The sequence below is a fragment of the Williamsia sp. Y853 genome, assembly GCF_056786495.1.
Genome location: NZ_JBXCJC010000001.1, coordinates 864,720 through 878,312, shown reverse-complemented (window position 1 = coordinate 878,312; position 13,593 = coordinate 864,720). Strand labels below are relative to the sequence as shown.

Sequence of the window (13,593 nt, the reverse complement as noted above, 5' to 3'; positions counted from 1 at the left end):
GCAACGGCGGAGGTGATAGATGTTCACCGCACAAAGGGAGTTCACGGCGTACGGGCCGTCGTACTGGGCGGTCATCTTGCTGTTCGTCACGGTCGCCGCGCTGCTGGTCTGGCTCGGGCGACGGCAGAGCGAGACTCAGGCGCGGCGCCTGAGCCGCACCCTGGCCGTTACGACCGCCGCGATCTACGGTGCAGCACTGATCTATTCGCTGTTCCCGCCCAGCATCGACGGGTCTGTGCCGCTGCGTCTGACCGATCTCGCGACGGCGGCGGCGGCGTACGCCCTGTGGTCGCAGGCACATTGGGCTTTCGCGCTCACCTACTACTGGGGTTTGGTGCTGAGTGCGCAGGCGTTGATCTCACCGGTCCTGACCGGCCCGGACTTCCCCAGCTACGAGTTCCTCACGTTCTGGGGGATCCACCTGCTCGTCGTCTGGGCCGCGATCTACCTCACCTGGGGTCGGCGGATGCGGCCGCAGTGGCGCAGCTACCGGATCGCGGTCCTGGTCACAGCGATCTGGGCGGTGACCACGTTCACCTTCAACCGCATCGCAGGCACCAACTACGGATTCCTCAACCGGAAACCCGACACGGCGACCCTGCTGGACGTGCTGGGGCCATGGCCGCTGTATGTGCTGACCGCGACCATCCTGATCCTCATCGTGTGGGCCCTGATGACCTATCCGTGGGTGCGGACCCACCGCGTCCAGGACGAAAGTCCTTCCCGGACCTGATCGCTCACTGTGCAGCGTTGGTTCGAATGACCAGTGACAGGATATGGCCCATGGGGAGACTGTGTTTTGCACTGACGGTCGTGGGTGGTCTGGTCGCGTTACTGGGGGCGGCGCTGTACCAGGGGTTGTCGAGTCCGGGCGGTGGTAGCGGGTACTCGCGTCGGCCTCACCGTGGCGGCGGGGCTATTCGGATGCACCGTCGGCCTACTGCCCGCGCTCATCCCTTTGACGACCGGAACTGACCCACCCGGTGGTCTCTCACCCCTAGAGCTCTACGCGGTCACCGGAATGTTCGCGTATGCCCTCGCGCTCGCTGCCGTGCACTTCTCGTTAGGGGCTGTCGGTGCTCCGGGTACGAAGCCGACGACGCACGCGACGGCAGTCGTGCTCCCTGTCGGTGCGATTCTCGCGACAGCGGCCGGGGTGTTCAGCGCGTGGTGGTTGGGTTTCTCCACCGTCACCTCGACGTGGATCGTCGTAGTGGTCGAGGTGGTCCTGATCCTGTGCGCGTCGTTTGCGGTGTCGCGCGGGGTGGGAATGCGACGGCAAGCTGTTCAAGAGCGTTGACCTGCGCGGTATCGGCACACCGACGGGCAATCCGGTACCTCCATGCGATCAAACGGTTCCGCGACTAGCGTGGAGGCAGCACTCCAATCGTAGCGAGGTCTTGATGACGTTCCCCTTCGAAGACGCAGAACCCATCGGCGAGACCGAGGAACTGCGTAAACAGGCCGCGGTCTACGAAGCCGGCGAGCACGGCCACGAGATCAACCGTGGTCATGCCCTCGGCGGAACCGCGGGCTCGATCGACGGGCAATAGTCAACGACCAGCAAAAGCTGCAACGATGTCGGCGGCCGAACCCGGGCGGGTGTCCCGAAAACCGGTACCCGCCCAATGATTTGTCGCGTGCGGATCGCCGGCCGCCACCGCCGCCTTACGCAGAGGTCCGGTCAGGTAATGGATCTGGGGATACGCCAGGGGCGCGGTCTGATCGTGATTCTGCATGAACCGGTTGCGTAGTCCGCGCGCGTATCGCCCAGAGAATGCGCGGGTCACGGCGGTTGCGGTGAACTGCGGATCGGTGAGCGCGGCCCGTGAAACCGGGTTGGTCCCGGCTTCATCGCTGAGCAGCAATGCCGTGCCCACCTGCGACGCGACCGCACCGAGCCCGAGCATCACCGCGGCGGCCTCCGGCGTGCTGATACCACCGGCCGCGACCACCACATCGCTGATCGCACCGGCCGCGACCACCAATGTTTCCAGCGAATCGGTTGACGGCCGCGCCAACGGATCAAAGGTGCCGCGATGACCGCCTGCCCCCGGACCTTGCGCCACCAGACCGTCGACACCTCGGGCGACGGCCTCTTGCGCCTCGGCCTGCGTTGTCACCGTCCCGAGGGTGGCCACCCCGGCGTCCGCAAATCGTTTGATGTCGTCGGCGTCGGCACATCCGAACGTGAATGACACCACCTCGGGACGCAGGTCGAGGAGCACCTCGACCTTCTGTGCGTAGTCGTCATCGGTGTATTTGGGCTCCCCGAGGTCGACGCCGAAGTGCCGGGCCAACGCCCCGAGTTCCTCCGCGTAGGCAGCGATGTCCGCGGGCTTCCCGACGTCCGGCTGTGGCACGAAGAGGTTCACCGCGAGAGGTCCGGATGTCAGCGAGCGCGCCACTGCGATGTCGTCGGCGAGCTTGTCCGCTGTCAGCAACGCTCCGGCGAGAAAGCCGAGCCCACCGGCCTCGGTGACCGCTGCCGCCAGCTGCGGAGTACTGGGGCCACCTGCCATCGGAGCCCCCACGATGGGTACCTCGAGAGCACGAACGTCGAACACTGCCACGGCCAACCTCCTGCGTTGAGTAGTGCTACGCCGACGGTAGCCTTTCTGCCATGTCGGAGACGATCACACAATGACAACTCCCGTCGAGATCTCGACTGACGGCGCCTGCCTGGGCAATCCGGGACCGGGCGGATGGGGTGCCGTCCTGCGCTACAAGGAACACGAGAAGCAGATCTCCGGCTCCGAGCCCGACACCACCAACAACAAGATGGAGCTGACCGCAGCCATCAAGGGGCTCGAGGCTGTGAAGAAGCCGTCGACGGTGATTCTGTATACCGACAGCACTTACGTCCGCAACGGAATCATGAAGTGGGCGTCGGGATGGCAGTCCAACGGCTGGCTGACCAAAGACAAGAAGCCGGTGAAGAACAGTGAATTGTGGCGTGAACTGATCGCACAATGTGACAGGCACGAGGTCGAGTGGAGGTGGGTCAAAGGCCATTCCGGCGACCACTACAACGAGATCGCCGATGAACTCGCCACCAGCGCTGCCCGCAAACTGAAAGAAGGATGATGAGTACCGTACCTGTTCCGGTTGCCCTGATCCCCGACGACGATCGGTATCTGGCGCAGGCGATCACGTCGGCAGGCGGTGAGCTCGTCGACCTCGCCGATGCCCGCGCTCTGGTGTGGACCGGCAATGTCGATGGCTTTCCCTCACCCCTGCCCGACCACATCGAATGGGTGCAACTGCGACTTGCGGGGATCGAATCATTCCTGAACGCAGGCCTTCTCGACGACAAGCGCATCTGGACCAATGCCTCGGGCTTTTATGCCGAGAACGTCGCCGAACACGCCCTGGCATTGCTGTTGGCCGGGCTCCGGCAGATCAATGTTGCGGTGCAGCGACATTGGGACAAAGACGCGATCGACACCGCGGTCCGTTCGCTGCACGGTTCCACCGTGGCCATCGTCGGTGCCGGTGGGATCGCCCGCTCGCTGATCCCGCGCCTGCGGGCCTGCGGCGCAGATGTGCTGGCCGTCAACCACTCCGGCCGACCGGTCGACGGGGCGATCGACACGCTGCCGTCGAGCCGACTCGACGAGGTGTGGTCGCGGTGCGATCACGTGGTCCTGGCCGCGCCATCGACCGACGAGACCCGGCACATGATCAACGCGACCACCCTCGCCGCGTTGCCGTCACACGCCTGGATCGTCAACGTCGCGCGCGGACCTCTCGTCGACGAGACTGCGCTGTACACCGCTTTGACCACCGGCGAGATCGCAGGCGCGGCCCTGGACGTCACCGATCCGGAACCGCCCGCCGTCGACCATCCGCTGTGGGATCTACCGAATGTGATCATCACGCCGCACGTGGCGAACCCGTCGTCGGGCCTGACCCGAACCCTGGCACCCTGGGTGGCAGAAAACCTGCGCCGGTTCGCTGCCGGGGGCGACGACATGCTCGCGCTGGTCGATCCGAACGCCAGCTACTGATCTTCCGGGAGGTCGTCGTGCGCACGAGCGTCCGAGTACTCATGTCCCTCGCCGGGGCGAGTGTGATCGCGTCGTGCAGCGGCGAGAGCGGAAACACCGCGCCCACGAATCCATCGCCGCCGACGTCGGCCCAGACGTCAACCCAGATCCAATACCCGAGTACGCCGGCAGACGTCGTGACCGACCTCGATGCACCGTGGTCGATCGTGTTCACCCAGGGTGCTGCCCTGATCAGCGAACGCGACACCGGCGACATCCTCGAGATCGTCGGCGACGGCACCCGCGTGGTCGGGACCGTCCGCGATGTCGCACCTGCCGGTGAAGGCGGTCTGCTCGGGCTGGCGGCCCACGACGGCGACCTGTACGTCTATTTCACCGGCAGCGACGGCGACAACCGCGTGGTGAAGTACTCCCTGACCGGATCCGCAGGCGGTCTCGGGCTCGGTGAACCCAAGGACATCCTGGTCGGGATCCCGGGTGGACGTACCCACAACGGCGGACGCATCGCGTTCGGCCCGGACGGCATGCTCTACATCACCACCGGCGATGCGCAGGAACGGTCCAGTGCGCAGGTTCCATCGAGCTTGGCGGGCAAGATCCTGCGCTTGACACCCGAGGGCACGGTGCCTGCTGACAACCCGACCGCAGGGAGTCCGGTCTGGTCACTCGGACATCGAAATGTGCAGGGGCTGGCCTGGTCTGACGATGGCACCATGTTCTCGGTCGAGTACGGCCAAGACGCCTGGGACGAACTCAACATCATCCGGCCCGGCGGCAACTACGGCTGGCCGCAGGTCGAGGGCATCGGAGAGGCGGTCGGCGACAGCGCCTACATCGATCCTGTTCAACAGTGGCGCCCCGACGAGGCCAGCCCCAGTGGCATGACCATCGCCGACGACACAATCTACGTCGCCAATTTGAAAGGTGAACGGCTGCGCGCGATTCCGGTTGCAGATCCGTCCACCGCCGAAGAGTTGTACGTCGACGAGTTCGGCCGGCTCCGCGATGTGACCGTGGCGCCCGATGGTTCCCTATGGTTTCTCACCAACAACACCGACGGCCGCGGCAACCCGCAACCGGGCGATGATCGGATCAAACGTGTCGTGATCGGTTGAGCTGACCGCGATTGGCCGAGGTCAGTCGGACTCATCGATGTTCAGTTGTTCGAGCCGTGCTTCTTCGAGGTCGAGCAGATGCTGCGCGTGGGACAGTGCCTGCGAGCTGCACAACCCCAATTTGCGGACGCGGAGCAGCGTCTTTCGTTCGGCGACGAGCACCGCCATGCGAACCCGAAAGTACTCGTCACGGCCGCGTTGTTCGACCTCGGTGTCACTCTGGACGCGCCCCCGACCGATGATGCTGTCGTTGCGAACCATGTCGATGACTGCGTCTGACACCCTGTCTTCACCGGTGCCGATCACTGCCGGATCACGCAGTGCATCGGCGGCGGCCTCCCTCAGCTCGCCGACCAGCTGCTCGTATTCACCGCGCAGCCGGTCCTGATCGTCGGGTGCGACCTGCGCCATCCGGATCACCGTCGGCAGTGTGAAGCCTTGCAGCAGAAGCGTTGTCCCGGCAACCACAAACGCGATCAGGATCAGCTGCGGCCGGTGCGGGGTGTCCGACGGCAGCGTCTGTGCGGCGGCAACGGTGATGGCGCCGCGCATCCCCGCCCAGCCGAGCACCACACCGCCGCGCCAGCCGAGTGTCTCGTTGAGTTTGAAGGCGACATCGGCCGAGACCCGCGTCATCCGGGTCTGCATGTGGCGCAGCCGTCGTTCGGTGAGCACGTCGTCGGGTTCGCGGGCGTCGAGCCTGGCCTGCATTTTATCCAGGCGCGGGATCGACTCGTGAGCGCGCTTGGTGTCGCGGCGCAACAGCGCGACCATCGGTGCCACGAAGGCGATCCGCAGCAGGATCACGATGACCGCGGCGAGCAGGCCGAGGCCGACCGCGTGCCAGGTGCTGAACGAGCTCTCCTGGACATCTTCGATCGATTTCTTGAGCTCGAGCCCCATCAGCAGGAACACCGCGCCCTCCAGCAGGAAGGCGAGCGTGCGCCAGTTGACCGCCTCCGTGAGCCGGTCCTGTGCACCCAGATGCTGCGATGCCTGATGGCCCGTGACCAAACCTGCGACTACGACGGCCAACACGCCCGAGGCCCCGGCCTCTTCGGCGGGTAGGTAGGCGATGAACGGCACGACCAACGAGATGGCGGTGGTCAGGATCGGGTCGTCGAGCAGACCGCGGACGCGGACATTGACGTAGCCGACAACCACCCCGATCGCCACGGCGATCACCACGGCCAACACGAAATCGCCGGCCACACCCCAGAGCGTCACCGTGCCGCCGAGCGCTGCCACCGCGGATCGCAGCAACACCAGCGCCGAGGCGTCGTTGACCAATCCCTCACCTTCGAGGACCGCCACCACTCGCGAGGGCAGCCCCAACTTCTTACCGATCGAGGTTGCCGCGACCGCGTCGGTCGGGCTGATCACCGCGCCAAGAGCAAAGGCCGCGGGCCATCCCAGGTCAGGGATCAGGGCGTGGAAAAACCAACCCGTCCCCAGCGTGGTGACGACGACCAGCAGGACCGCGAGCGCCGTGATCGGTTTGAAGTTGCGCCGGAAATCCTGGGCAGGCATGTTGACCGCTGCCGCGTACAGCAACGGCGGCAGCACACCCGCCAAAATGAGTTCTGGTGAAATCTCGACGTCCGGAACCCCGGGCAGAAAACTCAGGCCGACCCCGACGATCACCAGCAACAACGGTGCCGCGACACCCAGCCGGCCCGAAAACACCGCTACGCCCACGATTGCGATGACTGCCAGGACGAAGACCAGTGTCAGTTCCACACCCACACCTTGCCACCGCTGTCACGAATCACCGGCAGCCGAGCTGCCTTGGTTGTGCAACTTCGGCCCGGTCGACGGTTGGTTCGGCGCGGTCAACGGAGTGGCCCTACTTCCAGGGCGCGAGGACTTCGTCGGCCCGCACGGCCAGGACCATCTGGAACAGCGGACCGAAACTGACGCGGGCGACCCCGAGCGCAGCGAAGGCGGCCTTGTTGTTGTTCACCGGATGCCCGATGGCGTTGACCGGCAGTGGCAACTCCTCAACGAGCCGTTTCTGTACCGCATCCTCGTGGAAGCCCACCGGGTAGAGCACGTCGGCACCGGCCTGCGCAGCCAGTTTCAGGCGGGCAATGGCCCGATCGACCCGGTCGCCCTCGTCGCCGACCTGTTTGACGAACAGGTCGGTCCGGGCGTTGATCACCACATGTACGTCGGTGGCGTCGGACGCCGCGCGCAGGGCACCCACGAAGTCGGCGTGTTCCTGCGCTTCCCGCAGACGGCCGCCCTCGCTGTGGACGGTGTCCTCGATGTTGAGTCCCACCGCGCCTGCAGCGATCAGTCCGTCGATCAGCCGTTTGGGGTCTTCGCCATATCCGGCTTCGATGTCGACGGAGATCGGCACGTCGACCGCGTCGGTGATCTGTTTGATGCGGGTGGTCAGTTCGGTGAAGGTGATGCCCTCGTTGTCGGATTTGCCGATCGAATCCGACACCGGATGACTGCCCACGGTCAGTGCGGTGAATCCCGCGGAGACGGCCAGGTTGGCCGACCACGCGTCCCACACAGTCGGCAGGATCACCGGGTTTCCGGGCTGATGGAGTTCGAGCAGAGTTGCGGCCTTGCTTGAGAGTCCCGTCATGCCCTCTACAACTACGCCGGTTGTCGTCAACATTCCGCGAAGTCCGCAGATATGTACGCGTCAGTCGATGTCACAGGCCTGTCGTACGCTCGCCCCATGTCCGACGAATCCACCACCCTGACCATCGGCAGCGTCAATTTCGCCGCCACCGACCCTGCGGCTCTCGCCGCGTTCTGGATCGCGGTGATGGGTGGCGAGATCGCCGGTGAAACCCCCGACTACGTCTACGTCTCGGCACCCACGGGTGGAGTTCCGCTGTTCTTCCACAAGGTCGACGATCTCCCGCCGGCGCAGGGCCGTATCCATCTCGACCTCAGCACCGCCCCCGGGCACCGTGAAGAAGAGGTAAACCGGCTTCTCGGTCTGGGCGCCACTCGCCAGTGGGACGTACTCGACGAGGTCCCCTGGGTGGAATGGACAACGATGTCCGATCCCGAAGGCAATCTGTTCTGTGTCAGTTGTCCCCGGCAGTAGCCCGGTCCGGCGTCGCGCGATGCCGGGGCTGTCAGATCCGCGTGCCACCATGAACGGGTGACTCAGACAGCGGCGGCCCACGCGTTATGGCGCGGTGGGGTCGGTCTGTCCCTGTGGTTCACCGACGCCGATGGGCAGCCGTGCACCGAGCACGTACCCGACGGCTTGCCGCCGGCACTGGACACCGTTGTCGGTGGTCGGTCGCTGCGGCGCACCATCACGGTCTCCGGGCCCGGCGCCGATGACCGGCGCGACATCGCCTCGGTGACGCTCGGACCGGCGGCAGCATGTGAACTTCTCGAGGCCATCAAACCCGACGACGTCGTCGGCGGCGAACTGCGCTACTACCGCTATCTGCTGGATTCGACCGAGCGATTCGTCCGATCAGGTTCAGTCACACCCGCTGTCAACCGGGTCGCAGGCGAGTGGGCTGTCCGATGGGCACCCTTGGCCACCACCACCTGGCGCACCTGGTTGTCGACGGCGATTGCGGCGGCCCCGCCCGTGGTCCTCGCCAACGGCGACACCGACGCGATCATGGACTTCTGCGGTGAGATGACCGACCATCTCTGCCGAACCAGTTGCCGCGACATCAAACCCGATGCCGTCCGATCCGCATTTGTCCGGACTCTGCTTCCCGACGTCGATGCACCACCGATGTCCGCGGACAAGGCGACGTCCGCCGCGTCGGCCTGGTCTCAGTGGGCCGACGGTCTGCGGCTCGGTGAATCCGCTCTGGTGTTGCGTCTGAACGAACCAGACGAGGGCGATGAGGACACCGAAGGCGATCCGACCAGGTGGCGCCTACAGGTCTGCCGCCGGACCGTCGATCGCCCCGACGAACCCGTGGAGCTACGGCGACTCGACGCCCACGAGATCGATCAGGTCACCACCGAGGTCGCGGGCGCGGTCCGGGCCTTTCCCACACTCAAAGCCGCTCGCCACGACCACTATTCGCTCGATTTTCTGCTCACCACCGACGTCGTGCTCGAACTTCTCGACACCGGGGTCGCGGCACTTGCCGAGGCCGGATACGAAGTGCTGCTGCCTCGCTCGATCGCACATGTCCGCCCGACGCTGACGTTGCGTGGCAAGCAGGAGGGCGGCACACCGCAGCGGTCGGTGGTGGTCGGATTCGACGAGATCCGCAACTTCCAATGGCAATTGGCGCTCGGCGAGGACGTTCTCAACGCCGCCGAGTTGGACGCGCTGGCCCGCCAGAAGGGCGACCTGGTGAAGGTCCGGGGCAAATGGGTGCGGGCCGACAACGCCGCATTGTCTCGCACGGCGGCGTTCATCCAGGCACAGAAAGCGCTGGCCGAATCCGGTCAGCCCGCCGACATGGGCGAACTGTTCGCCCTGGTGACCGACGGTGATGACAAGCTTCCGGTCCCGGTCAGCCGCGTCGAGGGTCTGTCGTGGCTCGACGAGATCAAACGCCGTGGGCGCATGGCACCACCCGTCCTCGCAGCGCCGGAATCATTGCGTGCCGAACTGCGGCCCTATCAACAGCGCGGCATGGAGTGGCTACGGCATCTGAGCTCATTGGGTATCGGTGCGGTGCTCGCCGATGACATGGGTCTGGGCAAGACAATTCAGGTCCTGGCGTTGATCTGTGGCGAGCGTGAAACCCCTGACGCCCAGCCAGATCAACCGACTACAACGCTGCTGATCTGCCCGATGTCGGTGGTCGGCAACTGGGAGCGGGAGATAGCCCGGTTCGCCCCGCAGTTGTCGGTGCTGATCCATCACGGCCCTGGACGGCTGGCCGGGCAACCGTTCACCACTGCCGCAGCGGGCGTCGACATCGTGATCACCACGTTCGCCATCGCGTCCCGCGATCGGAAGTTGTTGAGTGCCAACACCTGGGACCGACTGGTGGTCGACGAGGCGCAGCACATCAAGAATGTCGCCACCGCACAATCAAAGGCGGTCCGATCGATTCAGGCCCGACACCGCATCGCGATGACCGGCACCCCCGTCGAGAATCGTCTCGAGGATCTGCGGTCGGTAATCGATCTGGTTAATCCCGGCCTCCTCGGCACGGCCTCGACCTTCAAGTCTCGGTACGCCGAAGCCATTGAACGAGAGCGTGATCCGCGAGCGGTACAGCGCCTGAACGCGGTCACCTCCCCGTTCATCCTGCGACGGGTCAAATCAGATCCGACAGTGATCTCCGACCTGCCCGAGAAGGCAGAACTGACGGTCCGCGCCAACCTCACCATCGAGCAGGCGGGCCTGTATCGCGCGGTCATCGATGATCTGATGGAGGCCCTGGGCAGGGGTGAGACCAAGGAGGCCGGGAGTGAGCGTCGCAGAACAGTTTTCGCGGCGCTGACGCGACTCAAGCAGATCTGCAATCATCCGGCCCACTATCTCGGCGACGGTTCGCCGATCATGCGGCGCAACGAACATCGTTCCGGCAAGATCGAATTGCTGGCGGACATCCTCGAGAACATCGTCGCCGACGGCGAGCGAGCGCTGGTGTTCACGCAATTCACCGCATTCGGGACGATGTTGCAGCCGTGGCTCTCCGATCGGATCGGCCAAGAGTTCTCGTTCCTGCACGGCGGCTTGAGCCGCACCGCGCGTGACACCATGGTCGCGGAGTTCTCCGACCCCGATGGGCCCGCGATCATGCTGGCGTCGTTGAAGGCAGGCGGCACCGGACTGAATCTCACCTCGGCCAATCATGTTGTGCATCTGGATCGTTGGTGGAACCCCGCCGTCGAGAACCAGGCCACCGATCGCGTCTACCGGATCGGGCAACAGCGTCGGGTGGAGGTGCGCAAGTTCGTGTGTGTGGGCACCCTGGAAGAACGCATCGACCAGCTCATCGCCGACAAGCGGGAGTTGTCCGAGCTGACCGTCTCCACTGGCGAGAGTTGGCTCGCGAACACCGCGGACGACGAACTCTACGACCTGATGCGCCTGAGCGACGAGGCGGTGGGCGAATGAGCCGCACACCCAAGGCGCCTCAGCGCGGCTATGGTCTGACACCGTGGTCCAAGGCCTTCCTACTGGCCGTCGAATCAACTGCCGAGGCACGCAAGATCACCAAGGCCCGCACCTACTTTCGTGACCGCGTGGTCATCGATCTGGTGGTGCGGTCCGGCCAGGTGAAGGCATTGGTCCAGGGTAGCCAGCTCGATCCGTTCGAGGTGACGATCACCACCGGCCCGGCAGATCCCGCCACCGTCCTGTCGCTGCTACGCCAACAGGGCAAGACCGATGACCTGGTCGCGGTCACGCGTGGTCGGCAACCCGAAACCCTCGGATCGCTGGTGATCCCCACCGAGGCATCCGACATTCGCGTCGACTGCAATTGCCCGGATACAGCCGACCGCTGCATCCACTTGCTCGCCGTCAGCTACGAACTGGCCGCCGCCATCGACAAGGAACCATCCACGCTGCTCACCGTGATGGGCACCGACCTGGCCCTTCTGCTCGCACACTTGCGTGATGCTCCCGCCGACGCGGAGACCGAGACAGCGCCCCCGCCGGCGGTCATGACCGAGGTCGACTTCTACGGCGACGGCAGGCAGATGCCCGCGTTACCCCATCCACCCCAGCTCGATGTGATGTCCGAACTCGACACCACCGAGTTGTCGGCTGCACTGCGCCGGTCAGGTGCCGCAGCAATGGATGTGGCCCAGGCCGTCGACGAACTCGCCGAGTTGTACGCACGCATCGTGCGCTGATCGCCGAGCGGCGCCAGAACAGATGGGACTATCGGCGCCAGAACAGATGATGGGTCACTCCGCTTGCGCTGGGTACGGTTTCGAGGAAGAACCGGTCTTCGAGCTCTTGCGGGGTGTCCCACAGACGCAGGCCATTCCCCAGCGTGATCGGTGCGACCGCGACGTGCATCGAGTCGATGAGATCTGCGTCGAGGAACTCACGGACGGTGCTCACCCCGCCCCCGATACGGACGTCCTTGCCGTCCGCAGCCGCCTTGGCCTCAGCCAGCGCTTCGGCCGGCGACGCATCGATGAAGTGAAAGGTGGTGTCGGCCAGCGTGAACGACGGACGCTCGTGGTGGGTCAGAACGAATACCGGGGTGTGAAAGGGCGGCGTATCGCCCCACCATCCTTGCCATTCGTGGTTCTGCCACGGCCCACGCTCCGGCCCGAACTTGTTGCGCCCCATGATCTCGGCGCCAATATTGCGTTCGAAGTCACGGATCAGGTAGTCGTCGAGGCCACGAGTACCCCCGGGGCCGGTGCGACCCGGAAAACCGGCGGTGGCCATGCCCCACGCGTGCAGATCCCGAGGATCGACACCGTCTCCGAACGGCTGATCGATGCTTTGGTTCTCACCTGCGCCGACGCCGTCCAAAGACACACCAAAATTCTGAACCCGGACCAGCTGCGACATTTTCGTCGACCTTTCGTCTGTCTGTGAGTACCGCTTGCAAGACAGACTGCGAACGGAGACCGAACTCATCGGTCCCGGGAGCCTAACCGAGGACAGGCCTGATCGCGTCCGCGACCGGAGTGGACGGACGACCGATCAGCGACTGCAGATCACCGGAATCGGTGTCGAGTTCACCGCGTGCGATGGCCGCGTCCGAGCCGGCGAGCATTGCTGCGTACTGCTCGGGCATACCGGCACCGGCCAGCAGGGCGGCGTAATCGGCCTCAGGAAGGTCCTGGTATTCGACGGGCCTACCCGACACATCGCTGATCACCTCGGCGAACTCTGCGTAGGTGAGGCGGTCGTTGCCGCCCAATTCGTAGATCTTGGCACCCTGATCATCGTCTGAGGTCAGCACCGCAGCGGCGGCGGCGGCGTAGTCGGCGCGCGTGGCGGCTGCGACCCGGCCTTCTCCTGCTGCACCGAAGAGCTTGCCGAACTCGATGGCCTGTGGAATCGCGGCAAAGTAATTCTCCCAGTACCAGCCGTTACGCAGGAAGACAGACGGCACCGACGATGCGGTCAACCGCTGTTCGGTGGCCAGGTGTTCGGGTGCCATCGCGGTTCCGCTGGTATCGGCCTTGAGGATGCTCGTATAGGCGATCAGCTGTACGCCGGTGAGTTCGGCCGCCTCGATCACGTTGGTGTGCTGCGCGATCCGCTGTCCGATCTCTGACCCGGAAATCAGCAGCAGCTTGTCCACGCCTTCCAGCGCGGCCCGAAGTGCGGCCAGGTCGGAGTAATCAGCAACCCGTACCTGCACGCCCTTGGCCTGCAGGTCTGCCGCCTTGTCCGCGTTGCGGACAACAGCCACGATCTCGGCCGGTGCGACACCGCGCCCGAGGAGTTCGGCGATGACGTGGGCTCCCAGATGCCCCGTTGCTCCGGTCACTGCTGTGGTCATATCTGCTCCATCTCGTCGGCGATTCCGTACTCTCCCCACAGTAGGGACGGCCGACCCGGACTGAATTGATTCGAT

The 13,593-nt window shown here is 65.0% G+C and carries 14 protein-coding genes; 9 read left to right on the top strand and 5 right to left on the bottom strand.

Annotation, left to right across the window (positions count from 1 at the left end):
* Window positions 1–19: 19 nt before the first annotated feature.
* From AC1TPF_RS04325 to AC1TPF_RS04315, 3 genes are all read left to right on the top strand, one after another.
* Complete coding sequence (locus tag AC1TPF_RS04325; protein WP_482142782.1) at window positions 20–733, top strand: YwaF family protein; 714 nt, start codon at window positions 20–22, stop codon at window positions 731–733.
* A 141-nt stretch (window positions 734–874) separates the two neighbouring features.
* The gene (locus AC1TPF_RS04320) at window positions 875–1,300 is read left to right on the top strand and encodes a hypothetical protein (protein ID WP_482142781.1); all 426 of its coding nucleotides are present in this window, start codon (window positions 875–877) and stop codon (window positions 1,298–1,300) included.
* A 103-nt stretch (window positions 1,301–1,403) separates the two neighbouring features.
* Complete coding sequence (locus tag AC1TPF_RS04315) at window positions 1,404–1,553, top strand: hypothetical protein (RefSeq protein ID WP_482136344.1); 150 nt, start codon at window positions 1,404–1,406, stop codon at window positions 1,551–1,553.
* Here AC1TPF_RS04315 and AC1TPF_RS04310 read toward each other — a convergent pair whose 3' ends face one another.
* Window positions 1,554–2,573, bottom strand: coding sequence for a nitronate monooxygenase (locus AC1TPF_RS04310; RefSeq protein WP_482142780.1), 1,020 nt, complete (start codon window positions 2,571–2,573; stop codon window positions 1,554–1,556).
* A gap of 70 nt (window positions 2,574–2,643) precedes the next feature.
* On the opposite strand from AC1TPF_RS04310, the gene rnhA reads away from it, so the two are divergent.
* From rnhA to AC1TPF_RS04295, 3 genes are read left to right on the top strand one after another with little or no spacing between them, the layout of a single operon-like run.
* Window positions 2,644–3,087, top strand: coding sequence for a ribonuclease HI (rnhA, locus tag AC1TPF_RS04305; RefSeq protein ID WP_482136346.1), 444 nt, complete (start codon window positions 2,644–2,646; stop codon window positions 3,085–3,087).
* Complete coding sequence (locus tag AC1TPF_RS04300) at window positions 3,087–4,010, top strand: D-isomer specific 2-hydroxyacid dehydrogenase family protein (RefSeq protein ID WP_482142779.1); 924 nt, start codon at window positions 3,087–3,089, stop codon at window positions 4,008–4,010. Before rnhA ends, AC1TPF_RS04300 begins: the two co-directional genes overlap by 1 nt.
* Before the next feature lie 41 nt (window positions 4,011–4,051).
* Complete coding sequence (locus tag AC1TPF_RS04295) at window positions 4,052–5,125, top strand: PQQ-dependent sugar dehydrogenase (protein ID WP_482144024.1); 1,074 nt, start codon at window positions 4,052–4,054, stop codon at window positions 5,123–5,125.
* Between the two features lie 21 nt (window positions 5,126–5,146).
* On the opposite strand, the gene AC1TPF_RS04290 is transcribed toward AC1TPF_RS04295, so the two are convergent.
* Both AC1TPF_RS04290 and AC1TPF_RS04285 read right to left on the bottom strand, forming a co-directional pair.
* Entirely contained in the window at window positions 5,147–6,865 is a 1,719-nt protein-coding gene (locus AC1TPF_RS04290; protein ID WP_482136349.1) for a cation:proton antiporter, read from the bottom strand.
* 106 nt (window positions 6,866–6,971) lie between these two features.
* Complete coding sequence (locus AC1TPF_RS04285) at window positions 6,972–7,724, bottom strand: isocitrate lyase/PEP mutase family protein (protein WP_482136350.1); 753 nt, start codon at window positions 7,722–7,724, stop codon at window positions 6,972–6,974.
* Between the two features lie 96 nt (window positions 7,725–7,820).
* On the opposite strand from AC1TPF_RS04285, the gene AC1TPF_RS04280 reads away from it, so the two are divergent.
* Genes AC1TPF_RS04280 through AC1TPF_RS04270 form a run of 3 tightly spaced genes read left to right on the top strand, consistent with a single transcriptional unit; the run spans window position 7,821 to window position 11,899 of the window.
* Window positions 7,821–8,198 carry a VOC family protein gene (locus AC1TPF_RS04280; protein WP_482142778.1) on the top strand — a complete coding sequence of 126 codons (378 nt, stop codon included), beginning with the start codon at window positions 7,821–7,823 and terminating at the stop codon, window positions 8,196–8,198.
* 57 nt (window positions 8,199–8,255) lie between these two features.
* Window positions 8,256–11,156: a DEAD/DEAH box helicase gene (locus AC1TPF_RS04275; protein WP_482142777.1), complete on the top strand. Its 2,901-nt coding sequence runs from the start codon at window positions 8,256–8,258 to the stop codon at window positions 11,154–11,156.
* A complete protein-coding gene (locus tag AC1TPF_RS04270; RefSeq protein WP_482142776.1) occupies window positions 11,153–11,899 on the top strand; it encodes an SWIM zinc finger family protein in 747 nt (248 codons plus the stop codon). The genes AC1TPF_RS04275 and AC1TPF_RS04270 overlap by 4 nt, the downstream gene beginning before the upstream one ends.
* Window positions 11,900–11,927: 28 nt before the next feature.
* Here the strand turns inward: AC1TPF_RS04270 and AC1TPF_RS04265 are convergent, their stop codons facing one another.
* Together AC1TPF_RS04265 and AC1TPF_RS04260 are read right to left on the bottom strand one after the other, a co-directional pair.
* On the bottom strand, window positions 11,928–12,575 hold the full coding sequence (locus AC1TPF_RS04265; protein WP_482142775.1) for a dihydrofolate reductase family protein: 648 nt from the start codon (window positions 12,573–12,575) through the stop codon (window positions 11,928–11,930).
* Window positions 12,576–12,657: 82 nt separating this feature from the next.
* Window positions 12,658–13,518, bottom strand: coding sequence for an SDR family oxidoreductase (locus AC1TPF_RS04260; RefSeq protein ID WP_482142774.1), 861 nt, complete (start codon window positions 13,516–13,518; stop codon window positions 12,658–12,660).
* Window positions 13,519–13,593: the final 75 nt, after the last annotated feature.